Origin of the sequence: Aeromonas sp. QDB14 (assembly GCF_027707845.1) — a bacterium.
GTDB classification, from domain to species: domain Bacteria; phylum Pseudomonadota; class Gammaproteobacteria; order Enterobacterales; family Aeromonadaceae; genus Aeromonas; species Aeromonas caviae.
Genome location: NZ_JAPCJD010000033.1, coordinates 1 through 22,171, shown reverse-complemented (window position 1 = coordinate 22,171; position 22,171 = coordinate 1). Strand labels below are relative to the sequence as shown.

The 22,171-nt window shown below is 61.0% G+C and carries 23 protein-coding genes; 17 read left to right on the top strand and 6 right to left on the bottom strand.

Annotated features, from left to right (window positions below; translation table 11 throughout):
* Positions 1–52 precede the first annotated feature (52 nt).
* The 4 genes from PG887_RS12365 (at position 53) to PG887_RS12350 (ending at position 3,609) form a co-directional block, all read left to right on the top strand.
* Complete coding sequence (locus PG887_RS12365; protein WP_270821827.1) at positions 53–616, top strand: NnrU family protein; 564 nt, start codon at positions 53–55, stop codon at positions 614–616.
* A 59-nt stretch (positions 617–675) separates the two neighbouring features.
* Positions 676–1,212, top strand: a complete 537-nt coding sequence (locus tag PG887_RS12360) for a glutathione peroxidase (RefSeq protein WP_103857976.1) — start codon at positions 676–678, stop codon at positions 1,210–1,212.
* 82 nt (positions 1,213–1,294) lie between these two features.
* Positions 1,295–2,230 carry a LysR family transcriptional regulator gene (locus PG887_RS12355; protein WP_010673064.1) on the top strand — a complete coding sequence of 312 codons (936 nt, stop codon included), beginning with the start codon at positions 1,295–1,297 and terminating at the stop codon, positions 2,228–2,230.
* 182 nt (positions 2,231–2,412) lie between these two features.
* Positions 2,413–3,609: a NupC/NupG family nucleoside CNT transporter gene (locus tag PG887_RS12350; protein WP_103857975.1), complete on the top strand. Its 1,197-nt coding sequence runs from the start codon at positions 2,413–2,415 to the stop codon at positions 3,607–3,609.
* A 599-nt stretch (positions 3,610–4,208) separates the two neighbouring features.
* On the opposite strand, the gene PG887_RS12345 is transcribed toward PG887_RS12350, so the two are convergent.
* Together PG887_RS12345 and arfB are read right to left on the bottom strand one after the other, a co-directional pair.
* Positions 4,209–4,703 carry a methylated-DNA--[protein]-cysteine S-methyltransferase gene (locus PG887_RS12345; RefSeq protein WP_103857996.1) on the bottom strand — a complete coding sequence of 165 codons (495 nt, stop codon included), beginning with the start codon at positions 4,701–4,703 and terminating at the stop codon, positions 4,209–4,211.
* Positions 4,704–4,729: 26 nt separating this feature from the next.
* Complete coding sequence (gene arfB, locus PG887_RS12340) at positions 4,730–5,146, bottom strand: alternative ribosome rescue aminoacyl-tRNA hydrolase ArfB (protein WP_010673067.1); 417 nt, start codon at positions 5,144–5,146, stop codon at positions 4,730–4,732.
* Between the two features lie 201 nt (positions 5,147–5,347).
* Here arfB and glnK point away from each other — a divergent pair, with 201 nt between their 5' ends.
* From glnK to PG887_RS12315, 5 genes are all read left to right on the top strand, one after another.
* Positions 5,348–5,686, top strand: a complete 339-nt coding sequence (gene glnK, locus PG887_RS12335; protein ID WP_005332325.1) for a P-II family nitrogen regulator — start codon at positions 5,348–5,350, stop codon at positions 5,684–5,686.
* A gap of 228 nt (positions 5,687–5,914) precedes the next feature.
* On the top strand, positions 5,915–6,922 hold the full coding sequence (locus tag PG887_RS12330) for a Fe(3+) ABC transporter substrate-binding protein (RefSeq protein ID WP_270821826.1): 1,008 nt from the start codon (positions 5,915–5,917) through the stop codon (positions 6,920–6,922).
* Positions 6,923–6,961: 39 nt separating this feature from the next.
* Positions 6,962–8,587 carry an ABC transporter permease gene (locus PG887_RS12325; RefSeq protein ID WP_203764139.1) on the top strand — a complete coding sequence of 542 codons (1,626 nt, stop codon included), beginning with the start codon at positions 6,962–6,964 and terminating at the stop codon, positions 8,585–8,587.
* Between the two features lie 40 nt (positions 8,588–8,627).
* Positions 8,628–9,662: an ABC transporter ATP-binding protein gene (locus PG887_RS12320; protein WP_041214470.1), complete on the top strand. Its 1,035-nt coding sequence runs from the start codon at positions 8,628–8,630 to the stop codon at positions 9,660–9,662.
* An 89-nt stretch (positions 9,663–9,751) separates the two neighbouring features.
* Positions 9,752–10,657, top strand: a complete 906-nt coding sequence (locus PG887_RS12315; protein WP_042864452.1) for a Dyp-type peroxidase — start codon at positions 9,752–9,754, stop codon at positions 10,655–10,657.
* A gap of 79 nt (positions 10,658–10,736) precedes the next feature.
* Here PG887_RS12315 and argR read toward each other — a convergent pair whose 3' ends face one another.
* Positions 10,737–11,207 (bottom strand): transcriptional regulator ArgR, encoded by a 471-nt coding sequence (gene argR, locus PG887_RS12310; RefSeq protein WP_005308670.1) that lies wholly within the window; start codon positions 11,205–11,207, stop codon positions 10,737–10,739.
* Positions 11,208–11,407: 200 nt separating this feature from the next.
* Between argR and PG887_RS12305 the strand changes: the two genes are divergently transcribed.
* From PG887_RS12305 to PG887_RS12280, 6 genes are all read left to right on the top strand, one after another.
* On the top strand, positions 11,408–12,148 hold the full coding sequence (locus tag PG887_RS12305) for an ATP-binding cassette domain-containing protein (RefSeq protein WP_041214472.1): 741 nt from the start codon (positions 11,408–11,410) through the stop codon (positions 12,146–12,148).
* Positions 12,149–12,172: 24 nt separating this feature from the next.
* Positions 12,173–12,910 carry an arginine ABC transporter substrate-binding protein gene (locus tag PG887_RS12300; protein ID WP_042882134.1) on the top strand — a complete coding sequence of 246 codons (738 nt, stop codon included), beginning with the start codon at positions 12,173–12,175 and terminating at the stop codon, positions 12,908–12,910.
* A gap of 3 nt (positions 12,911–12,913) precedes the next feature.
* Positions 12,914–13,564 carry an arginine ABC transporter permease ArtQ gene (gene artQ / locus PG887_RS12295; protein ID WP_270821823.1) on the top strand — a complete coding sequence of 217 codons (651 nt, stop codon included), beginning with the start codon at positions 12,914–12,916 and terminating at the stop codon, positions 13,562–13,564.
* Between the two features lie 2 nt (positions 13,565–13,566).
* Positions 13,567–14,229, top strand: coding sequence for an arginine ABC transporter permease ArtM (gene artM / locus PG887_RS12290; protein WP_270821821.1), 663 nt, complete (start codon positions 13,567–13,569; stop codon positions 14,227–14,229).
* Positions 14,230–14,471: 242 nt separating this feature from the next.
* Positions 14,472–15,407, top strand: coding sequence for a malate dehydrogenase (gene mdh / locus PG887_RS12285; protein ID WP_010673076.1), 936 nt, complete (start codon positions 14,472–14,474; stop codon positions 15,405–15,407).
* Positions 15,408–15,803: 396 nt separating this feature from the next.
* On the top strand, positions 15,804–16,394 hold the full coding sequence (locus tag PG887_RS12280) for a tetratricopeptide repeat protein (protein WP_041215826.1): 591 nt from the start codon (positions 15,804–15,806) through the stop codon (positions 16,392–16,394).
* A gap of 82 nt (positions 16,395–16,476) precedes the next feature.
* Here PG887_RS12280 and hmpA read toward each other — a convergent pair whose 3' ends face one another.
* The gene (hmpA, locus tag PG887_RS12275; protein WP_270821819.1) at positions 16,477–17,670 is read right to left on the bottom strand and encodes an NO-inducible flavohemoprotein; all 1,194 of its coding nucleotides are present in this window, start codon (positions 17,668–17,670) and stop codon (positions 16,477–16,479) included.
* Positions 17,671–17,781: 111 nt separating this feature from the next.
* Between hmpA and PG887_RS12270 the strand changes: the two genes are divergently transcribed.
* Positions 17,782–18,249 (top strand): Rrf2 family transcriptional regulator, encoded by a 468-nt coding sequence (locus PG887_RS12270; protein ID WP_039039978.1) that lies wholly within the window; start codon positions 17,782–17,784, stop codon positions 18,247–18,249.
* A gap of 30 nt (positions 18,250–18,279) precedes the next feature.
* On the opposite strand, the gene PG887_RS12265 is transcribed toward PG887_RS12270, so the two are convergent.
* Both PG887_RS12265 and PG887_RS12260 read right to left on the bottom strand, forming a co-directional pair.
* Positions 18,280–19,560: an HlyC/CorC family transporter gene (locus PG887_RS12265; RefSeq protein WP_010673081.1), complete on the bottom strand. Its 1,281-nt coding sequence runs from the start codon at positions 19,558–19,560 to the stop codon at positions 18,280–18,282.
* A gap of 39 nt (positions 19,561–19,599) precedes the next feature.
* The gene (locus PG887_RS12260; RefSeq protein ID WP_104456054.1) at positions 19,600–20,391 is read right to left on the bottom strand and encodes a cytochrome C assembly family protein; all 792 of its coding nucleotides are present in this window, start codon (positions 20,389–20,391) and stop codon (positions 19,600–19,602) included.
* A 285-nt stretch (positions 20,392–20,676) separates the two neighbouring features.
* Between PG887_RS12260 and ffh the strand changes: the two genes are divergently transcribed.
* Entirely contained in the window at positions 20,677–22,056 is a 1,380-nt protein-coding gene (ffh, locus tag PG887_RS12255) for a signal recognition particle protein (RefSeq protein WP_104455239.1), read from the top strand.
* Positions 22,057–22,171 lie beyond the last annotated feature (115 nt).

The window sequence follows — 22,171 nt, the reverse complement described above, 5'->3', positions numbered from 1 at the left end:
CCGCCTGAGGGAGGGCTTCCCATTCCGGGGGGCAATATGCGAGGTGCGAGCCATGATCCTGCTGACCCTGGGGGTGGTGTTGTTCACCCTGACTCATCTTTACCCCTGTTTCGCGGCACAGCACCGCGCCCGTCTGCGGGAGCGGCTGGGGGAGAACCGCTACAAGGGGCTCTTCTCGCTGCTGGTGTTCGTCACCATCGGTTGCATCCTCGCAGGCTGGCGCAGTGCCAGTCCCATGCCCCTCTATTTTCTGCCTGTCTGGGGCCCCACCCTGGTGATGGGGATCATGCCGATCGCCCTTGTCCTGCTGTGTGCGGGGCAGGGGGCGAACCATTTCCGTCGTTGGCTGGTGCACCCCCAGCTGCTCGGGGTGCTGCTCTGGTCGGGGGCCCATCTGGCGGTGAACAGTGAGGCGCGTTCCCTGGTGCTGTTTGGCGGGCTCGGTCTCTGGGCTCTCATCAGCATCGTCTGGATTTCGATGCGGGAGTGGGGTCGTCACCCCCGTGCCGCCGCCACCTGGCAGGGGACGGGGATCAGTCTGGGTGCGGGGCTGGCCCTCACGGCTCTGCTTATCTTCTGGGGACACGGCTGGCTGACCGGGATCCCCCTGCACTGATCCCTGAAACAGATTCCGGGGTCTTGCGTATGATGGACAAAACAATGGGAGTCACGTCGATGAAATGGTTCACCCTGCTGCTGATGCTCGGCTCGGGTGCGGTCTCTGCCGCCTGCCCCGATTACTTCAACGTGGAGATGCGGGAGCTCAACAGCACCCAGCGTCACAACCTCTGCCAGTTGACCGAGGGCAAGGTGGTGCTGGTGGTCAACACCGCCTCCTACTGCGGTTACAGCGGTCAGTTCCGGGATCTGGAAGCCCTCTATCAGGGCTACAAGGAGAAGGGACTGATGGTGCTGGGCTTCCCTTCCAACGATTTCTGGCAGGAGGCGGGCAACGAGAACAAAACCGCCGAGGTGTGCCGCCGGGACTACGGGGTGACCTTCCCCATGTTCAACCGGGTGGCGGTGCGGGGTTCGGATGCGGTGCCGCTGTTCAAGGGGCTGACCGCTGCTGCCGACGGTGATGCGCCCAACTGGAACTTCCACAAGTACCTGGTCGGGCGGGACGGCAAGCTGATTGCGAGCTATGGCGCCAACCAGAATCCGTCGGATGATCCTCTCAAACAGCAGATCATCGATGCCCTGGGGCACTGACCCTACCCCATGGCGGGCCGCTCTGGAATAATGCGGCCCCGCCATCCACTCCGGTGACACCGTGCTGCAACGTCTTCCCCAAATGGTGATCTTCGATGCCCTGGTTCGTGAACAGGGCATCTCGGCGGCTGCGCGCCGCCTCGGGGTTTCCAAATCCCACATCAGCAAGCAGCTCGCCCTGCTGGAAACCGCGCTCGGCGCCCAGCTGGTACAGCGCACTACCCGCCGTTTCGGGCTCACCGAACTGGGTCAGGAGTATGCCCGCCACTGCCGCGCTCTGGTGGCGGTGGCGCTGGAGGCGGAATCCATGGTGGCGGAGCGCCGTGGCAAGGTGAGCGGTGTGCTCCATCTGGGGGTTGGTCAATCCTTCGGGCGGTTGCACGTGATCCCGCGCCTCAAGGCGTTTCAGGCACGTTATCCGGATCTGGAGCTGGAGGTGTCCCTGTTCGATCACCGCACCAATCTGGTGGATGAGGGGCTGGATCTCTGGATCACCACCTACGAGGACAAACCCGAGTCCCTGGTAGGGCAGCGACTCGCAGACATCGGTTTCGTGCTGGTGGCCTCGCCGGATTATCTGCTGAGTCACGGCACGCCACTGCACCCCAGGGATCTGGCCCATCACAATTGCATCACCTACCAGAGCCGGGAGCGGCGCTACCACGAGTGGTCATTTCGCCAGGGCAAGGAGCGCCAGACGGTGCAGGTGGCGGGCAACTATCGGGTGGATCTGGCGGAAGCGGTGCGGGACGCCGCCCTGGCCGGGCTCGGCATCGCCTATGTGGCCAACTACCTGCTGGACAAGGAGCTGCAATCTGGTCAGCTCATCCCTCTGCTGCCCCAGTGGCAACCGAACCAGAAGATGGCGGTGCACGCCGTCTATGCCAGGCGAGAGCATCTGGATCCCAAGATCCGGCTGTTCATCGACTTCCTCAAGGAGAGCTTCGGACCCGGGCCCTACTGGGCGCAGCGACTCGCACCCTGGCTCGGGGGGAAATTGTCCGGCACCGAGGAATAATCGTTTCCATACAAGAACACTGGCGTGAGTGCGGTTTCAAAGTTGTTTCAAATCAGTCAGTTGGCGCAACCGATATCGTGCAAACGTTTTTGCTAACAGGGTTGTAACCCGGCAGGGTTGCGGCGGTGAGGGGAGGGGAGCAGAATCCGCGCCCATCTTCAGCCTCACTGGATGGAATCCCCATGATTGCCCTGCTTGGTATCCTGAGCATCCTGGCCCTGGCCGCACTCTGCTCTGATAATCGTCGTCGTATCCCGTTGCGAACAGTGGGCTTTGCCCTCTGCCTGCAAGTGCTCTTCGCCGCCCTGGTGCTCTGGCTGCCCGCCGGTCAGCAGGTCTTGAACGGTGTCAGCGAGAGCGTCAGCAGCGTCATCGGCTACGGCCAGGAGGGGATTGCCTTCCTGTTCGGGGAGCTGGCCAAGTTCAAGCTGGGCTTCATCTTCGCCTTCAACGTGCTGCCGGTGATCATCTTCTTCTCCGCGCTGATCGCCATCCTCTATCACATCGGCCTGATGCCCAAAGTGATCGCCCTGCTCGGCGGCGGCCTGCAGAAATTGCTGGGCACCGGCCGCGCCGAGAGCCTCTCTGCCACCGCCAACATCTTCGTCGGCATGGTGGAAGCGCCGCTGGTGGTCAAACCCTATCTCTCCAGGATGTCCGATTCCCAGTTCTTTGCGGTGATGAGCTGCGGGCTGGCCTCGGTAGCCGGCGGCACCCTGGTGGGCTACGCCAGCATCGGGGTCGAGTTGAAATACCTGATTGCGGCGGCCTTCATGTCCGCCCCTGCCGGGCTTGCCATGGCCAAGATCCTGGTGCCGCCCGCCGCGCAAGAGGAAGATCACCATGAAGACGTGGAGATCCCCCGCGCTACCAACGTCATTGAAGCGGCCGCCGATGGTGCCATGGCGGGTCTCAACATCGCCGTCGCCGTGGGGGCGACCCTGCTGGCCTTCGTCGGCGTGATCGCCCTGCTCAACGGCCTGCTGGGCTGGGCCGGCGACCTGGTGGGGCTGGAGCTGAGCTTCCAGATCATCCTGGGCTGGCTGTTTGCCCCCGTTTCCTGGCTTATTGGCGTTCCCTGGGATCAGGCCCAGGCGGCTGGTGCCCTGATCGGCACCAAGATCGTCATCAACGAGTTCGTCGCCTTCATCGCCCTGGTGCAGGATCAGACCCTGAACGAGTCGAGCAAGGCCATCGTCACCTTCGCCCTGTGCGGTTTCGCCAATATCTCTTCCATGGCGATCCTCATCGGCGGCCTGGGGGCCATGGTGCCGGAGCGCAAGTCCTTCATTGCCCGCTACGGCATGCGCGCCATCCTGGCGGGGGTGTTGGCAAACCTGATGAGCGCCTCCCTGGCAGGCTTGTTCCTCGCCCTCTGATAGACCCTGGAAGTCAGCACCTTCCGGTCATTGCCCGCTTCGGCGGGCTTTTTTGCACCCGGTTGCAGGCAAAAAAAGCGCCTCTGGGGAGGCGCGGGGAAAAGACAGATTGGAAGCGTCACATGGGTGCCACCTGAATGAGGGATGAGCCGTCCCATCCAAGTGTGAAGCCATGATGCCTGATGCTCTCTGAAGCGCTTCTGAGGCGATTCTTCATACTGTGTTCATTTTCAAAATGCTGCTGCAATGTGATTTTTAAATGATTGATGCTGAAATGAAATAAATAATCAGTGATTTATTTTGTTGTGCGGCTCAAAGGAAAGATGAATCGGGGTGGTGGGCATGCTCCTGCCATGGGGCGGTTCCGTCGGAATATTATCCCGATGCCTGCTCAACGCATCACGTAACTATGCTGCAAGATGGCAAGCAACCAGCATGTGATTGGGGTGTTGCCCGTCATGAGCAGTGCAACGCGGTCTGCTATTGGGACCAGCAACTCGTATGTGATGGAGATGCCGCTCGTCAGAGGATCCGCGCGAGTGGCCTGTGGTCTGTGGTGCCAGCACCCGCAACCCGCATTTGACAGGAGGCGCACCCTCTCATGGGGTCAGCGCGAAGTGGTCTGCGGTCTCCTGCTCCAGTGCCAGCAACCAGCGCTTGATGGGGATGCCTCCCCCGTAGCCGGTCAGTTCACCGCTGCGCCCTATGACCCTGTGGCAGGGCACTATGATGCTGAGGGGATTGCGGCCGTTGGCGGCGCCCACCGCCCGCACGGCCCTGGGGTTGCCGATGGCCTCTGCAATCTGGAGGTAGCTGACGGTCTCGCCGTAGGGGATGTCGCACAACGCCTGCCACACGGCCTGCTGGAATGGTGTGCCCGTGGCGGCCAGGGGGAGATCGAAGCGCCGCAGGCGGCCGGCAAAGTAGGCGGAAAACTGCTCGACGAAGGGGGCCAGGGCGGCATCATCCCGCTGCCACTCCGGTTGCGGCAGGACGGGGCGCTCCCCTTGCATGAATTCCACGTGGCGCAGCCCGGCCCCATCGATGGCGATGAGCAGGGGCCCCTTGGCGCATTCACAAAAGCTGTACTGCATTCTCTTGTCCTCGGGCATGTGGCAGGTCACTCCAGTACGGGCTTGCCGCGGGTGGATTTGATCTCTCCCTTGCGTTTCTTGGCATCGACCCGCTTGCGTTGGGAGCTGCGGGTCGGCTTGGTGGCGTGGCGGGCCTTGGGGCGCCACGCGGCTTTTTTCAGCAGCTCGGTCAGGCGGCTCATGGCCTCCTTGCGATTCATGTCCTGGCTGCGATGGGTCTCGACCCTGATCTGGATGAAGCCGTCGTGAACCCGGCTGTCGCTGAGCCGCTCCAGTCCCTCCTTGTAGAGCGGCGGCAGGCTGGGGGAGTCGCGATAATCGAAGCGCAGCCAGACGGCGGAGTCGGTCTTGTTGACGTGCTGCCCGCCATTGCCCTGGGCCCGCATGGTCTGGAATTGCAGTTCATGCCAGGGGATGATCACGCTGTTGGAGATGACTAACATGGGGTGATGCTCTCATTTGGTGCATCAAGGGAGTCTGGTGCAGCTTGGTGCCTCATTATGGGGCGAGATGCGCTTCCTTGGTGATCCTGAGCCTTTCTGGCTCAGAGTGTCATATCTATCTATATGAAAATAAACGATAAAAATACTTGGCACAAGAATTGATGACTCATTCGTGACATACCATGGATTGGGAGCAACCAGATGAAGCTGATTACTGCGATTATCAAACCTTTCAAGTTGGACGACGTGCGCGAGGCCATCGCCAACCTGGGGGTGGAAGGCCTGACCGTCTCCGAAGTGAAGGGTTTTGGTCGCCAGAAGGGGCACACCGAATTATACCGGGGGGCCGAGTACCAGGTCGATTTTCTGCCGAAGGTGAAGCTGGAGATTGCCACCGCAGACGAGAACGTCGAAGGGGTGATCGAGGCCATCTGCAAGGCGGCCTATACCGGAAAAATCGGTGACGGCAAGATTTTCGTCTATGACCTGCTGCAAGCGGTGCGTATTCGTACTGGTGAGAGCGACGACGAGGCGCTCTGAGTACGCCCCTTTGCCCGGCCGGGTCGGGCAAAGGTCCGGGCAGGTTCTGCCGACAGTGTGAATGGGTGGTCGTCGAAAGACCGGATGGGATTCCATCCGGTCTTTTTGTTTGGCCGCTGATTAAATAGATCGTTCCAACCTAGCAAACCGCCTTGATCCTCTCCTCCCGATTCATGCAGAATGCAAACGAAAATGGTTATCACTCTTTACGCAGACAAGGAACGGATGATGAAAATGAAGATGTTGGCACTGGCTTTCTCCACGCTTGTCGCCCAGTCGGCGTTCGCCGCCCAGGAGGTAAACGTCTATTCGAACCGTCAGGATGAGCTGATCAAGCCCATCATCCAGCAGTTCGAGAAGGAGACCGGGATCAAGGTCAATGTGGTGTTTGCCAAAGAGGGGCTGAACGAGCGTCTGGAACGGGAAGGCAAGCTCTCTCCGGCCGATCTGATGCTGACCGTGGACATCAGCCGTCTGACCGAGCTGGTGGACAAGGACCTGGTGCAGCCGGTGGACAGCAAGACGCTGCAGGAGAACATCCCCTCCATCTATCGCGATCCGGACAACCGCTGGTTCGCCCTGACCACCCGGGGGCGTGCCATCTACTCCAGCAAGGAGCGTCTCGGCAAGCTCGACACCATCCGCTACGAAGATCTGGTCAAGCCTGAATTCAAAGGAAAAATTTGTACCCGTAGCGGCAAGCACGAGTACAATGTGGCGCTGGTTTCGTCCATGATTGCCCATCACGGCATGGCGGATACCAAGACCTGGCTGGAAGGGGTCAAGGCCAACCTGGCGCGCAAGCCCCAGGGCAACGACCGTGATCAGGTCAAGGCGATCAAGGACGGCATCTGTGATGTCTCCCTGGGCAACAGCTACTACCTGGGTGCCATGTTGAAGGACCCGGCGCAGAAGTCCTGGGCCGACGCGGTGGAAATCAACTTCCCGAACCAGGGTGATCGCGGTGCCCACGTCAACGTGAGCGGCGTGGCCATGACCAAGTATGCCAAGAACAAGGAAGCAGCACAGAAGCTGATGGAGTTCCTCTCCGGGGATACCGCCCAGCACATGTATGCTGATGTGAATGCCGAGTACCCGGTCAAGGCGGGGGTCGAGCCTTCTGCCATGGTCAAGTCCTGGGGCACGTTCAAGTCTGACCCCATGCCGGTCAGCGATTATGCCAAGCACCGCAAGGACGCCTTGCAACTGCTGGATGAAGTGAAATTCGACTTGTAATCAGATGGGGCCAACGGCCCCATCAACTTCTGTGGACTCATGAAACATTTTGGATGGATTGCCGGCAGCTGGGCCACCGCCCTGCTGCTGGGTTTGCCGGTACTCGCCCTGGTCTTCTCCGCCTTCTCGGCTGATGGGGAACTGTTTGCCCACCTCGCCGATACCGTACTGCCCGACTATCTGCGAAACACGTCCGGTCTGGTGCTGGGGGTGGTCTGCCTCAGCCTGCTGTTCGGGGTGCCCACCGCCTGGCTGGTGGCCATGTGCGAGGTGCCGGGGCGCCGCGCCCTGCAATGGGCGCTGATGCTGCCCATGGCGATGCCCTCCTATATCGTTGCCTACGTCTATACCGACCTGCTCGACTACTCGGGCCCGCTGCAGGCGGGGCTGCGTGCCCTGTTTGACTGGCAGGGACCGGCCGACTACTGGTTCCCGGCCATTCGCTCCCTCGGGGGCGCCGCCTGGGTGCTGGCGCTGGTGCTCTTCCCCTATGTCTATCTGCTGGCACGGGCCTCCTTCCTGGAGCAGTCGGTCAGCCTCATTCAATCCAGCCGTCTGCTCGGCTGCACCCCCTGGCAGAGCTTTCGCCGCCTGAGCCTCCCCCTGGCCCGCCCGGCCATCATGGTGGGGGCATCTCTGGTCGCGATGGAAACTCTGGCGGACTTTGCCACCGTCCACTTCTTTGCCATCAACACCCTGACCACCGCCATCTACGACACCTGGCTCGGCTACGGCAGCCTGGCGACCGCCGCCAAGCTCTCCTGTCTGATGCTGCTGGCGGTGGTGCTGCTCATCGCGCTGGAACGCCGCTCCCGCCAGCGCCAGCAGGTGTTCCAGAAGTCCATGGGCTTCGAGCAGCCCCTGCGTTACCCCCTCGGGGGCCTGAGGGGCGTGCTGGCCGGGCTCTGGTGCTGGGGCCTGGTGCTGGCGGGGTTCGCCCTGCCGTTCGTCATCCTGCTCGATTACGGGGTGCGTTACTTCGCGCTGTCGTGGACGCCCGAATTCGTGCGCTTTGCGGGCAACAGCCTCGCCATCTCGGCCCTGACCGCCCTGCTGGCCATGGCCATTGCCCTGCTGCTCGGCTTCTTCCGTCGCCTCGATGGGGGGACTCGCAGCCTGCTGCCCCTGCGCCTCGCCGCCATGGGCTATGCCATGCCGGGGACCGTGCTGGCCATCGGCGTGCTGGTGCCGCTCACGGCCCTTGATTTTGGCATCAACGATCTGGCCGAGTGGCTCGGGATGCCGGGCCCCGGTCTGCTCCTGACCGGCACCCTCACCGCCATCGTGTTCGGCTATCTGGTGCGCTTCGTGGCCATCGCCATCGGGTCGGTGGAGAGCAGCATGAGCAAGATCTCCCCCAGCCTCGACATGGCGGCCCGCTCTCTGGGGCAGGGGGCGGGCGGCATGCTGCGTCGCATTCACCTGCCGCTGGTACGGCGCGGCCTCTTTGCCGGCGCCATGCTGGTGTTCATCGAATCCATGAAGGAGCTGCCCGCCGCCCTGCTGCTGCGGCCGTTCAACTTCGAAACCCTGGCGACCCACGTCTATCAGTTCGTCTCGGACGAGATGCTGGAGCGGGGGGCGCTCGGTGCCATCGTCATCGTGCTGGTGGGGCTGATTCCCCTGCTGTGGATCAACCGTACCCTGGATGGTCCAGGCCATTGAGCGGCCCCGTCCGGCATCACTACGCGAGAGGAAAAGAACCTTGTCCTGCCTGAATATCGAGAAGGTCAGCTGTCACTACAATGGCCGCCCCGTGCTGGAGCAGCTCTCCCTGCAGGTGGCCGACAACGAGATAGTCTGTCTGCTGGGGGCCAGCGGCTGTGGCAAGACCACGCTGCTCAAGGCGGTGGCCGGTCTGCTGCCCCTGGCCCAGGGGGAGATCCGGCTGGGAGAGACCCTGCTCGATGCCCCCGGCGTGAGTGTGCCGCCGGAGGCCCGCCATATCGGCATGATCTTCCAGGATTACGCTCTCTTTCCTCACCTGACGGTGGCCGAGAACGTCGGCTTCGGCCTGACCGGGCAAGATCGCGGCAGCCGTCAGCAGCAGGTGGAAGAGGCGCTGGCGCTGGTCAACCTGCAGGGGTTGGGGGAGCGCTATCCCCACCAGCTCTCCGGCGGCCAGCAGCAGCGGGTGGCCATCGCCCGCGCCCTGGTGTGCAAGCCGCGCCTGATGCTGCTGGACGAGCCCTTCTCCAACATCGACACCCAGGTGCGGATGAAGCTGATCCTCGAGATCCGCGCCCTGCTCAAACAGCAGGGCATTGGTGCCATCTTCGTCAGCCACAGCAAGGAAGAGGCCTTCGCCTTCGCCGACCGGCTGGCCCTGTTTCGTGCCGGTCGCATCGAGCAGGTGGGGGAGCCGGAGCAGCTCTATCGCCGCCCCGGGAACCGCTTCGTGGCGGAGTTTCTCGGCGGGGTCAATTATCTGGCGGCAGAGGTGGTGGACAGTCACTGCGTGCAGACCCTCCTTGGAACCATCTGCGGTCAGGAGCCCCATGGCCGCGCGGTGGGGGAGCGGTTGCAGCTCATGCTCAGACCCCAGCAGTTGGCGCTGACGGCGGCGGATGACGGTGAGCTCCGGGTGCGTGAGCAACAGTTCCTGGGCCATCACTGCCGGGTACTGGTGGAGTGTGGCGGCCAGCAACTGGAAGCCAGCATCGGTGAGCCCCTGGAAGGGGAGCGCGCGCGGGTGACCGTGGCGCCTCATGCCCTGGTGTTGTTTGACCCCTTGCCATGAGTGCGTGGTATTGTCGTGAAATCAATGAACTGGAAGCGCGCTGGTTTATAATCGCGCCACGCCCATAGTCAACGCACTTGGAGAGAGACATGAAAGCCCAAGCCGGGATCTGCGCAGAGCCGAATCTGCACGCCCTCTATCTGATGTTCAATCGCACCGGTGACGCCGCTGCCCTGACCTCCCGCCTGGCCAGCCTGCCAGCACTCTGGGAGGCGGTGAGCGCCGACTTCCCCGATGCGGCCTTCAGCGGTCTGGTCGCCGTCGGGGCCGACGCCTGGGATGATCTCTATCCTGCCGCCCGGCCGCCCCAGTTCCGCGGTTTCATGGCGCAATCCGCCAACGGTCAGGAGGCCCCCAATACCCCGTTCGATCTCTTCGTACAATTGCGTGCCGATCGGGTGGACGTGCTGCATCATGCCGGTCATCGCGTCATGGCCCTGCTGGCCGGGCTTGTTGAATTGGCCGAGGAAGTCCGCGGTTTTCGCAACCAGGATTGCCGGGATCTGACCGGTTTCGTCGACGGCACCGAGAACCCGCAGGATGAGCACCGCGCCGAGGTGGCGTTGCTGGACGGCGGCGAGTTCGCCGGTGGCTCCTATATCCACGTGCAGCGCTGGGTCCACGCCATGAGCGACTGGGAGAAGCTGGCCCTGAAGGAGCAGGAAGACATCATAGGCCGCACCAAGGTCGACAACATCGAATACGAGTCCGCCGACAAGCCGCTCACCTCCCACATCAAGCGGGTCAACCTCAAGACCCCGAAGGGGGAGTCCATGGAGATCCTGCGCCAGAGCATGCCCTGGGGCACCATGAGCGAGCAGGGGCTCTACTTCATCTCCTGCTGCCGCACGCCGCTGCACTTCAACGCCATGCTGGCCAGTATGTACAAAGGGGAAGGCAGCCACTTCGACCACCTGCTGCGCTTCACCCGGGCGGTGACCGGCGCGGCCTTCTTCGCCCCTTCCGTCGATTTTCTGGTGGCAGAGGGCAAATAAACCCGGCCTGCCGACCGTTCAAAACAAAAAATCCCGGCCAAGGCCGGGATTTTTGTGCGGATCGCCCAAGGCGACCGGATCAGGGCGTCTGCTCGAACAGCTCGAGGGCGGAGAGGTAGAGCTCCTCGATGTCGGTATCGCTGGTCGGGGTGATGAAGATGGTGTCATCACCGGCGATGGTGCCGAGGATCCCTTCGGCCTTGCCGAGGGAGTCAAGCAGACGGGCGATCAGCTGAGCTGCGCCGGGGCTGGTGTGGATCACCACCAGAGCGCCGTTGTGGTCGACATCCAGCACCAGGTTCTTGAGGGGGCTGGAGGTGGTGGGTACGCCCAGTTCCACCGGCAGACAGTAGACCATCTCCATCTTGGCATTGCGGGTGCGAACGGCGCCGAAGCGGCTCAGCATGCGCGAGACCTTGGACTGGTTGATGTTCTCGAAGCCCATCTCTTGCAGGGCAGTCACTATCTCTGCCTGGGAGCCGAAACGCTCCTCTTTCAGCAAGGCTTTAAAGGCCTTGGCCAGTTTTTCTTGCTTGTCGTTATGTTTCATCTTGGACTCACGAATGAGGGGAGTGACCGCCTGTCACGCTCAGGCGGCAGATACGAACAGCGCTGCTATTTTGCATTCATATGCCTGTTTTGGCAAGGAAGCGGCGCTTGTTCTGCATATTGATTCAAATATAGCTTGCATCAACTTATGCTGGCGCTAGAATCAGGACGAAATTTTGAAAACTTATTCAATTGGGCTGTATGGGTATCGAATTAATCGGCATCGAAAAATCCTGGCACAAGGTGCCGGTACTGCAGCAGGTGAGCTTTCGGACTGCTCCCGGCGAGACCTTGGTATTGCTGGGCCCGAGCGGGGCAGGCAAGAGCTCTCTGCTGCGCATGATGAACTTGCTGGACACGCCGGATGCCGGTGTGTTGCGCATCGCAGACAGTGAATTTTCTTTCCCGTCCAGCCTCTCTACTGCCGAATTCAACCGTCAGGCACAGGCGCTGCGCCGCAAGGTGGGCATGGTGTTCCAGCAGTACAATCTGTGGCCGCACCTCACCGTGATGGAGAATCTGATTGAAGCGCCCGTCAAGGTGCTCGGCATGAGCCGCGAGGCGGCCATCGAGAAAGGGGCCTATCTGCTGGCCCAGCTGCAACTGGCCGACAAACGGGACGCCTGGCCCGCACGGCTTTCCGGTGGCCAGCAGCAGCGGGTCGCCATTGCCCGGACCCTGATGATGGATCCCCAGGTGCTGCTGTTTGACGAACCGACGGCTGCCCTGGATCCCGAAATTACCAAAGAGGTGGCGGAGATCATCCGCACCCTGAGCCAGACAGGCATCACCCAGGTGGTGGTGACCCACGAGGTGGAGTTCGCCCGCAAGGTGGCCAGTCAGGTGATCTATCTGGAGAAGGGGCGGATCATCGAATCCGGCACCGCCGCCATCTTCCAGTCCCCGCAAACCAGCCGGTTTGCCGAATTCTTGATGCATTGATATTGAGTCGATAAGGAAGCTGTCATGAAAAAGAGTCTGTTGCTGATCGCCGCCATGGGTCTGCTGAGCACTTCTGTGCTGGCCAAAGAGATCAAGTTCGCCACCGAGGCAACCTATGCGCCGTTCGAATACCTGGATGACAAGAACGAGTTCCAGGGGTTTGACATCGATCTGGCCCGCGCGGTCTGCGAGCAGGCCAAGCTGGAGTGCAGCTTCCACAACCAGGCCTTCGACAGCCTGATCCCCAGCCTCAAGTTCCGTCGCTATGATGCCGTCATCGCCGCCATGGACGTGACGCCGGAGCGGGCCGCCCAGGTCGACTTCTCCGATATCTATTACGAGAACTCCGCGGTGTTCGTCGCCAAGAAAGAGACCTTCAAGGGGCCGGACGATCTGGTGGACAAGACAGTCGGCGTGCAGAACGGCACCTCCCACCAGTCCTATCTGGTGGACAACTGGGTGAGCAAGGGTCTGCTGACCGTGCCCTACGCCAGCTACCAGAGCGCCTTCCTCGACATGATGAATGGCCGCACTGACGGCGTGTTTGCCGATACGGCGGTGGCCGCCGACTGGCTCAAGCAGCACAAGGAATACGCCGTGGTTGGTACCCCGGTGACCGACGCCAAGTACTTCGGTACCGGTTTTGGCATCGCGGTGGCCAAGGGCAACCAGGAACTGCTGACCCAGCTGAACAAGGGGCTGGCCGAGATCAGGGCCAACGGCACCTATCAGAAGATCTATGACAAGTACTTCGCGCAGTAAGCCATGTTGAGCCTGTTGTTGGATGCAGCCTGGATGACCCTCGGGCTGGCCCTGGCATCCCTGGCCGGTGGCATGGTGCTGGCACTGGCATTCAGTGCGGCTGAGTTGAGCAAGCAGCGTGCGTTGGTGTGGCCCGTGGCCACCCTGACCACCTTGATCCGTGGTCTGCCCGAGTTGCTGGTGGTGCTCTTCATCTACTTCGGCTCGACCCAGGTGCTGTTCCTCATCACCGGGGAGTATGTGGAGTTCAGCCCGTTCGCCTGCGGTGTGCTGGCGCTCTCCCTGCTGTTTGCGAGCTACGCCACCCAGACCCTGCGTGCCGCCCTCAATGCGGTGCCCCCTGGGCAGCGGCTGGCGGCGCAGGCGCTCGGCCTGGGCAAGGGGCACACCTTCTTTCGCATCGTGCTGCCCCAGGCCTGGCGTCACGCCCTGCCCGGGCTCGGCAACCAGTGGCTGGTGCTGCTGAAAGACACCGCCCTGGTCTCCCTCATCGGGGTGAACGAGATGATGCGTCAGGCACAGATGGCGTCGGCCAGCACCTATCAACCCTTCACCTGGTACGCCGCTGCCGCCCTCATCTATCTGGCCATCAGTCTGGTGAGTGAATTCGGATTGAAGCAGGCGTCCCGCTATACCCGCCGTTACGGAGGCTGACCATGCAGGATTACCTGATGACCCTGCTGGGAGGGCTGGCGATCACCCTGCAGCTCACCGCGTTCAGCTTGTTGCTGGGCGTGCTGATGGCGGCCGGCATGACCTGGGTGCTGGAGCGTCGCATTCCGGTGGCGACCCAGCTGGTGCAGCTCTGGGTACTGGTCTTTACCGGTACGCCGCTGCTCATCCAGATCTTCCTCATCTACTACGGGCCTGGCCAGTTTGAATGGCTCAAGGCGGGGCTGCTCTGGCCGCTGCTCAAGCAACCCTGGTTCTGCGCCGTGCTGGCGCTCGGTTTCAATACCGCAGCCTACTCCACCCGGCTATTCAAGGGGGCGCTCGACGCCATCCCCGCCGGTGAAGTGGAGGCCTGCCGTGCGCTCGGCTTCTCGGCCGGACAGACCCTGTGGATGAAGACCCGCCATGCCGCCCGTCGGCTGGTCCCCGCCTATTCCAACGAGGTGATCCTGGTGCTCAAGGGGAGTTCGCTCGCGAGCACCATTACCATCATGGACATCATGGGGCTGGCCCAGCGTCTCAATGCCCAGACCTATGACACCCTGGCTGTGTTCACCGTGGCCGGAGCGCTCTATCTGACCATGAATGGATTGTTAACAATTGGTTTCCGCTGGTGTGAGCGTCGGGCACTGGCTTTCCAGTCCTGAAGCAGTCACATTTACCTCTTAATGGTGAGGAGGACACAGGAAATCTGTGTCTTTCCTCTCATTTATCGCATATTCCTCTCCGATTTCATCGCCGCTTGTTCCCTGGCTCACAGAACCCGTGATTACAACTGTTATCAGATTGTTTTTTAGGAGGGGATCCTTTAAGGTGAGGCGCACAATAAGAATCAGCATTAACCCAACTAGAAACAACCTTAAACCTACGCTTAGACATGGAGTTGATCATGAAAGTTGCCGTTCTGGGTGCCGCCGGTGGCATCGGCCAAGCCCTCGCTCTGCTGTTGAAAAACCGCCTGCCTGCCGGTTCCGAACTGAGCCTGTATGACATTGCCCCGGTCACTCCGGGCGTGGCGGCGGACCTGAGCCATATCCCGACTGACGTGAAAGTAAAAGGTTTCTGCGGTGAAGATCCGAGCCCGGCTCTGGTCGGCGCCGATGTCGTGCTGATCTCTGCCGGCGTGGCGCGCAAGCCCGGCATGGACCGTTCCGACCTGTTCAACATCAACGCCGGTATCGTCAAGAATCTGGTGGAAAAGTGTGCTGCTTCCTGCCCGAAAGCACTGATCGGCATCATCACCAACCCGGTCAACACCACGGTCGCCATCGCCGCCGAAGTGCTGAAGAAAGCCGGTGTCTATGACAAGCGTCGTCTGTTCGGCGTGACCACCCTGGATGTGATCCGTGGCGAGACCTTCGTGGCCGAAGCCAAGGGCCTGAACGTTGACAAGGTACGCGTCAACGTGATCGGCGGTCACAGTGGCGTGACCATTCTGCCGCTGCTCTCCCAGGTTGAAGGCGCCAGCTTCACCGCTGAGGAAGTGGCTGCCATGACCAAGCGCATTCAGAATGCCGGTACCGAAGTGGTGGAAGCCAAGGCCGGTGGCGGTTCCGCCACTCTCTCCATGGGTCAGGCAGCCTGCCGTTTCGGTCTGTCGCTCATCAAGGGTCTGCAAGGGGAAGCCAACGTCATCGAGTGTGCCTATGTGGAAGGCAACGGTGAGCACGCCACCTTCTTCGCGCAGCCGGTGCTGCTCGGCAAGAACGGTGTCGAAACCGTGCTGGACTACGGCAAGCTGAGCGCCTTCGAGCAGGAAGCGATGGACAGCATGCTGGCCACCCTGAAGGCTGACATCCAGCTGGGCGTCGACTTCGTCAAGTAAGTCTCTGCGTCGATCGCAAGGGGAGCCCAGGCTCCCCTTTGTCATTTTCGGGGTTGGGTGTAGCGGGCTAAGGAGATGGCCCTGGCTGCCGATAACAGAAGGCAGCAGGAGATCCCTATGATGAAACCAAGAACCCTCATCGCCATTATCGGTGTGTGCAGCTTCCCCTTGCAGGGGGCGGAGTCCACCTCGGCCGCCGCGTCCACCCAGGCGGTGGCGGCTGCAGCCGCGCCGCCATCCGCGGCGTCTGCACCCTTGTCACCGGCCTCATCATCGGCCCAGCCAGCCCTGACGCCAGCCTCTTCTGTCGCCACGCCATCCCTCCCTGTGTCAGCAGCTTCAGCCCAGGCGCCATCCGCATCCGCACCTGTACCGTCCGCACCGGCAGCTGCGCCGCTGCCCAGGGCGACGACGCAGGCATCCGCTGCTGCGGGAGAGTTGCAGGCCGTGCCGCTTTATCGCCAGGACGAACTGCTCAACTGGATAGAGCAGGGGCGCCATCTGGCCCGGGTGAAGCAGGACAGGTGCCAGCTCACCCAGGATATCGAGGCGCGGGCCTCGGTGATGAAGATCCCTGCCTATCAGTTCCTCTGGGGAGACATGCTGGCCTGGGGAATTTGCACCAAGCCGGATGCCCAGATCGGGGTGCAGTACATGTGGGAGGCCGCCAACCAGGGGCTGGCGCCGGCGCTGGAACAGCTTGGCCGCTATTACTGGAAGGGGATCCTGGTTCAGAAGGATCTGGTGCGGGCCGAGACCCTGATGCGGGAAGCCGCGAGCCTCGGCTTCTTACGGGCACAGATGGAGTGGGTGGAGATGTTGCTGCAGGGCATGGGGAGTCCACTGGATTACGAGGAGGCGTATCACTGGCTGCACGGCGCCGTCATCGGCGACAAGGCCATGCACCAGAAGGCGGCGAGCCTGCTCAGCCGGCTCGGCAACCGGATGCCCGCCAATGCCATCGCCCGTGCCAAGGCGATGCACTGAGTCCTGATAGTCCGCTTTGATATGACAAGGCCCACGAAGCTGTGCTTGTGGGCCTTGTGCATTCTCCCGGTCAGGGGAGGGATCAGAGGCCCTGATGGGGGCCGAAGACCTCGTAGTGCATCCGCTCGGCAGGCACGCCCACATTCTCCAACTGAGCTTTGACTGCCTTCATGAACGGGACAGGGCCGCAGAAATAGTAGTGGGCGTCGGCCGGAATGAGGTCGGTGACCTGCTCCAGTGCCAGAGTGCCGCTGAAGTCGTAATCCTCTCCTTTGACATCCTGCTCCCCCGGCTCCCGATACCAGATCCGGCTCTCCAGTTTCCCGTGTTGCCTGCTCTTTGCCCGGATCTCGTCCCTGAACGCGTGGTGGGCGCCGTGTTCGCAGGCGTGAAGCCAGCGAATATCCACATCCGGGCCCTCGGCCAGCAAGTGGTTGAGCATGCTCAGCATGGGGGTGAGGCCGACCCCGGCGGAGATCAGCACCACGGGCGTGTCTGGCTCCTCTTGCAGGAAGAAGTCGCCGGCCGGCGGCATGATGTCGACCGTGTCACCTATGTGAAGATGATCATGCAACAGGTTGGAGGCCTGACCCCTGGGTTCGCGCTTGACGCTGATGCGGTAGTCGCGGCCATTGGGGGCGTCCGAGAGGGAGTACTGGCGGATCTCCTGATGCTCGAGGGCGGGATGAACCAGCTTGATACTGAGATATTGCCCCGGTTTGAAACGCAAGACAGGGTTGCCATCGAGGGGGGCCAGGGCGAAAGAGGTGATGAGTTCACTCTCCTGACGCTTCTCCTTGATGATGAAAGGGCGGGTTCCCTGCCAACCACCGTCCTGGCTTGCCTTCTCCCGATAGAGCTCGCTCTCCCGGCCGATAAAGATGTCGGCCAGCACACCGTAAGCCTTGCCCCAGGCGGTAAGTACCTCCTCCGTGACAGCGTTGCCACCCATTTCTTTGAGCGTGGCCAAGAGATGACTACCCACAATGTGATATTGTTCCGGCTGGATCAGGAAACCCGTGTGTTTGTGGGCGATGCGTTCAACGGCTCCGGCCAGTGCGCCCAGATTGTCGATGTTCCTGGCATAGGCCGCCACCGCACTGAACAGTGCCAAGGGCTGTCCCCCGCTACGCTGGTGAGCCAGGTTGAAGACATCCTTCAACTCGGGATTGTGGCTGAACATGCGCTGATAAAAGTGCCGTGTGAGGTCAGGGCCCGCCGATTCGAGCAAAGGAATGGTGCTCTTGATGACGGCGATGGTGGCTTGGTCTAACATAGGAGGTCCTTTCTAATTGAACATCTGGAATGTCACTTATTAAGTTGCATCCTAAATGTTTAATTGATCTGGATCAATCATCAATTCTTCGCGCTAGGCGCTACAGGCACTATGAGACTAACGAGCTATACCGATTTTGGATTGAGAGCCCTGCTCTATCTGGCCACCCTGCCGGAGGGGGAACTGTCGAGCGTGGCCAAGGTATCCGCCTTGTACGACGTATCCCGCAACCACATGGTGAAGGTGGTGAACCAGTTGGTAAAACTGGGCTATCTGCAGTCCCAGCGTGGCAAGAATGGTGGCATCCGCATGGCGCGCTCCCCCGACGAGATCAATATCGGGCAAGTGATCCGGGCGTTGGAAGGCAATCTGGACGGGATCGACTGCAGCTCCCCGGTCTGCCATATCGTCTCCGTCTGTCTGCTCAAAAGTGCCTTGAAGGAGGCGATGAACGCCTTCCTCGCGGTGATGGATGGCTATACGCTGCAGGATTTGCTGGCAAACCGTGACGAGTTGCAGCAGGTGTTCGGTGAGCTCATCCCCACTCTGGTGCTGGAGCCGGATGACGAGAGCGAGTGAAACAAAAAGGCTGCCATTGGCAGCCTTTTTTCAATCCTCGTACCCTGAATCGTCCCGGTACAGGTGCGGCATGATCCTCGCCATCTTCACCATGTTGTTCTCCACTTCGAGAATCTCGATAGGGTAGCCCGCCAGCCTGACACTGATGTTGGGTTGGGGGATCTCCTCAAGGTACTCCAGGATGGCGCCATTGAGGGTCCGTGGGCCGTCCATGGGCAGGTGCCAGTCCATCTCCTTGTTCAGCTCGCGGATGCTGGCGGAGCCTTCGACCAGGAAGGAGCCGTCCGGCTGGGGATGGATCTCGTCACTCGGGGTCGGTGTCATGGAGGTGGTGAAGTCACCGACAATCTCTTCCAGGATGTCGTCCAGGGTGATCAGCCCCTGAATATCGCCATATTCGTCGACGATAAGGCCAATTCGCTCCTTGTTGCGCTGGAACTTGGCCAACTGCACGTTGAGGGGGGTCCCCTGGGGGATGAAATAGATGGGGTCGACTTCCCGCAGCAGGCTGGACTTGCTGAACTGATCCCGGGCGACCAGTCTCAGGGCATCCCGTGAGTGCAGGAAGCCGACGACGTCATCGATGTTGTCGCGATAGAGCAGGATTTTGGTGTGGGCGCAGTGGGCCAGCTGGCGCAGTATGATCTTCCAGTCGTCATTGATGTCGATGGCGGAGATCTCGCTGCGCGGGACCATGATGTTCTCCACCGTCATCTTGTCGAGATCCAGGATGCTTATCAGCATCTCCTGGTGGTGCTTGGGAATGAGATTGCCCGCCTCGTTGACGATGGTGCGCAGCTCTTCGGAATTGAGGGAGTCATCCTTGTTGTGCTCTAGACGCAAGAGTTTCAGCAGCAGGTTCGTGATGCTGTTGATGAGCCAGACAAGGGGAGCGAACGGCACCATCAGCCCCTTGAGGATCCAGGAGGCAGGATAGGCTATCCGCTCGGGGAACATGGCCGCCAGTGTCTTGGGGGTGACTTCCCCGAATACCAGCACCACCAGGGTCAGCCCGAAGGTGGCAATGGCGACGCCGAGATCCCCGAACAGCCGGATGCAGACGATGGTCGCGATGGCGGAGGCCAGGATGTTGACCAGATTGTTGCCGATGAGAATGAGGCCAAGCAGGCGGTCCGGCCTGGCCAGCAGCTTCTCGACCCGGCGGGCAGCTTTGTGCTTGGTCTGGGCCAGATGCCGCAGCTTGTAGCGGTTGAGCGACATCAGACCGGTTTCGGAACTGGAGAAGAAGGCTGACAAAAGGATCAAGATAACGAGAACAATCAGCAATGTACTCGTTGAGATACTGTCCAAGAAGGGCTCCTGTAAGGGTGGTTGGGGAATGTGCGTGTGTCAGCTAAGCAGCACTTCCTTGACGAAGCGGCTGCCAAAATAGGCCAGTGTCAGGATGAAGCTGCCGATGAGGCTCAGCATGATGACCTTGCGGCCGCGCCAGCCACGGGTATGGTGACCCCAGAGCAGCAGAGCGTAGACGCACCAGGCCAGGATAGAGAGGATGGCCTTGTGGGACTTGCCCTGGGCAAACATGTCTTCCAGGAAGAACAGGCCGGATGCGATGGAGAGAGTCAGCAGCAGCAGACCTGCGGAAATGAGCTGAAACAGGCGCTTCTCCACCGTCATCAGGGGTGGCATGGCTGGCAGGTGACTGATCTTTCTGGATTTCAGTTGCCTGTCCAGGCAGGCAAGCTGGAGGGCAAACAAGCAGGCGATCATCAGTACCGAATAGGCCATCAGCGCGAGGCCTATGTGCAGCAGCAACTGGGGGTGCGCTTCCAGATGGGTGATGTAGCGCCCGGGAATGAGCGCGCTGGCCGCCAGCAGCAGGGCTGAAAAACTGTAGACGACGGGCAGCAGGATCCAGCCGTTGAAGCGTCGGGTGACGCAGGTCATGAAGCAGCTGATGATAAGGCTGACCAGGGACGCCACGTTCAACATGCTGAGATTCTGGCCGGAATGGGTGACCAGCACTTCGCTGCCCACCGCCATGCCATGGGCGGTCAGGGCCAGGCCGACACAGGCGAACAGCGATACTTGCCCGACGGGCTTGGCGCTGAGCAGCATGTGCAGTGAGGCGATGATGGCCAGCAGGTAAAACGCCAGGGCCAGAACAGAGATCACGATCATAACCAGGTCGTTGTCAAACAAGCTTTATGGATAAGAGGGGCAGTATACCTTGCACAAGATATGCTCGCCAGTTGTGCCAGAGGCTAACTGCCCACATATAAGTAGGCGTTGATGGTCACCGTGCGGCGAATAATCGTCCTCCGGCGTTGACTGGGGTATACTGCCCTCCATTTGTTGACCTGCCCGTTCGATGGCAGGCCGCCGCGGCAAGCGGCGAGTAATCGTCCCTAGAGTGCTGACCGGGGTATAATGCCCCCAGTGTCACGCCAAGAACCGGAAAGCGTCATGTTTGAGAATTTGACTGAACGACTCTCGCGCACCCTGCGCAACGTCAGCGGCCGCGGCCGTCTGACCGAAGAGAATATCAAGGATACCCTGCGCGAAGTCCGCATGGCGTTGCTCGAGGCGGACGTCGCCTTGCCGGTGGTGCGCGATTTCGTGGCGCGCGTCAAGGAACGAGCCGTGGGCCAGGAAGTGGCCAAATCCCTTAGCCCGGGCCAGGCCTTCATCAAGATCGTCCATGGCGAACTGGTCACCGTGATGGGGGAGGCCAACGAACAGCTCAACCTGGCTGCCCAGCCGCCGGCCATCATCCTGATGGCAGGTCTTCAGGGGGCCGGTAAGACCACTACGGTCGGCAAACTGGCCAAACTGCTCAAGGAGCGCAGCAAGAAGAAGGTGCTGGTGGTCAGTGCGGACGTCTACCGTCCGGCGGCGATCAAGCAGCTTGAGACCCTTGCGGGCGACATCGGTGTCGACTTCTTCCCGAGTGATGCCAGCCAGAAACCGATCGCCATTGCCACTGCTGCCATCGATCAGGCGCGCAAGAAGTTCTATGACGTGGTGATCGTCGATACTGCCGGTCGTCTGCACGTCGATGGTGAAATGATGGCGGAGATCCAGGATCTGCACGCCACCATCAAGCCGGTCGAAACCCTGTTCGTGGTGGATGCCATGACAGGCCAGGATGCTGCCAATACCGCCAAGGCCTTCAACGAGGCGCTGCCGCTCACCGGTGTGATCCTTACCAAGGCAGACGGTGATGCCCGCGGTGGTGCCGCACTGTCGGTGCGCCACATCACCGGCAAACCGGTCAAGTTCATCGGTATGGGCGAGAAGACCGACGCGCTGGAGCCGTTCCACCCGGATCGTCTCGCCTCCCGCATCCTCGGTATGGGGGATGTGCTCTCTCTCATCGAAGAGGTGGAGCGCAACGTCGATAAAGAGAAGGCGGCCAAGCTGGCCAGCAAGGTCAAGAGTGGCAAGGGCTTCGACCTGGAAGACTTCCGTGAGCAGCTGGCCCAGATGCGCAACATGGGTGGCATGATGGGGATGCTCGACAAGCTGCCTGGCATGTCCGGCCTGCCGGACAACATCAAGGATCAGATGGATGACAAGCTCACCGTGCGGATGGAGGCCATTATCAGCTCCATGACGCCGAAAGAGCGTGCCCATCCCGATCTCATCAAGGGCTCCCGCAAGCGCCGCATCGCTGCGGGCTCCGGCATGCAGGTCCAGGATGTGAACAAGCTGCTCAAGCAGTTCACCGAGATGCAGCGCATGATGAAGAAAATGTCCGGCAAGGGCGGCATGCGCAAGATGATGGGCCAGATGAAGAACATGCTGCCCCCCGGATTCGGTGGTGGCAGTCGCGGTCCGTTCTGATTTTCCTGCTGGTCAGGTAGAAAGGCTCACCCTGGTGACAATGCTGATCAGTTAAGGATCCATTGACCGATCCTTCTGCTGTAGGACAATCCGGAACCAATCACTAGTTCCGGAT

What these genes read in the sequence shown, in the direction of transcription:
- PG887_RS12350 (WP_103857975.1), top strand. Translation starts at nt 2,413, where the DNA reads ATGATTGCCCTGCTTGGTATCCTGAGCATCCTGGCCCTGGCCGCACTC.
- PG887_RS12270 (WP_039039978.1), top strand. Translation starts at nt 17,782, where the DNA reads ATGAGACTAACGAGCTATACCGATTTTGGATTGAGAGCCCTGCTCTAT.
- PG887_RS12330 (WP_270821826.1), top strand. Translation starts at nt 5,915, where the DNA reads ATGAAAATGAAGATGTTGGCACTGGCTTTCTCCACGCTTGTCGCCCAG.
- hmpA (WP_270821819.1), bottom strand. Translation starts at nt 17,670, where the DNA reads ATGTTAGACCAAGCCACCATCGCCGTCATCAAGAGCACCATTCCTTTG.
- PG887_RS12315 (WP_042864452.1), top strand. Translation starts at nt 9,752, where the DNA reads ATGAAAGCCCAAGCCGGGATCTGCGCAGAGCCGAATCTGCACGCCCTC.
- mdh (WP_010673076.1), top strand. Translation starts at nt 14,472, where the DNA reads ATGAAAGTTGCCGTTCTGGGTGCCGCCGGTGGCATCGGCCAAGCCCTC.
- PG887_RS12305 (WP_041214472.1), top strand. Translation starts at nt 11,408, where the DNA reads ATGGGTATCGAATTAATCGGCATCGAAAAATCCTGGCACAAGGTGCCG.
- PG887_RS12260 (WP_104456054.1), bottom strand. Translation starts at nt 20,391, where the DNA reads ATGATCGTGATCTCTGTTCTGGCCCTGGCGTTTTACCTGCTGGCCATC.
- artM (WP_270821821.1), top strand. Translation starts at nt 13,567, where the DNA reads ATGCAGGATTACCTGATGACCCTGCTGGGAGGGCTGGCGATCACCCTG.
- glnK (WP_005332325.1), top strand. Translation starts at nt 5,348, where the DNA reads ATGAAGCTGATTACTGCGATTATCAAACCTTTCAAGTTGGACGACGTG.
- artQ (WP_270821823.1), top strand. Translation starts at nt 12,914, where the DNA reads ATGTTGAGCCTGTTGTTGGATGCAGCCTGGATGACCCTCGGGCTGGCC.
- ffh (WP_104455239.1), top strand. Translation starts at nt 20,677, where the DNA reads ATGTTTGAGAATTTGACTGAACGACTCTCGCGCACCCTGCGCAACGTC.
- arfB (WP_010673067.1), bottom strand. Translation starts at nt 5,146, where the DNA reads ATGTTAGTCATCTCCAACAGCGTGATCATCCCCTGGCATGAACTGCAA.
- PG887_RS12300 (WP_042882134.1), top strand. Translation starts at nt 12,173, where the DNA reads ATGAAAAAGAGTCTGTTGCTGATCGCCGCCATGGGTCTGCTGAGCACT.
- PG887_RS12360 (WP_103857976.1), top strand. Translation starts at nt 676, where the DNA reads ATGAAATGGTTCACCCTGCTGCTGATGCTCGGCTCGGGTGCGGTCTCT.
- PG887_RS12325 (WP_203764139.1), top strand. Translation starts at nt 6,962, where the DNA reads ATGAAACATTTTGGATGGATTGCCGGCAGCTGGGCCACCGCCCTGCTG.
- PG887_RS12345 (WP_103857996.1), bottom strand. Translation starts at nt 4,703, where the DNA reads ATGCAGTACAGCTTTTGTGAATGCGCCAAGGGGCCCCTGCTCATCGCC.
- PG887_RS12355 (WP_010673064.1), top strand. Translation starts at nt 1,295, where the DNA reads ATGGTGATCTTCGATGCCCTGGTTCGTGAACAGGGCATCTCGGCGGCT.
- PG887_RS12365 (WP_270821827.1), top strand. Translation starts at nt 53, where the DNA reads ATGATCCTGCTGACCCTGGGGGTGGTGTTGTTCACCCTGACTCATCTT.
- argR (WP_005308670.1), bottom strand. Translation starts at nt 11,207, where the DNA reads ATGAAACATAACGACAAGCAAGAAAAACTGGCCAAGGCCTTTAAAGCC.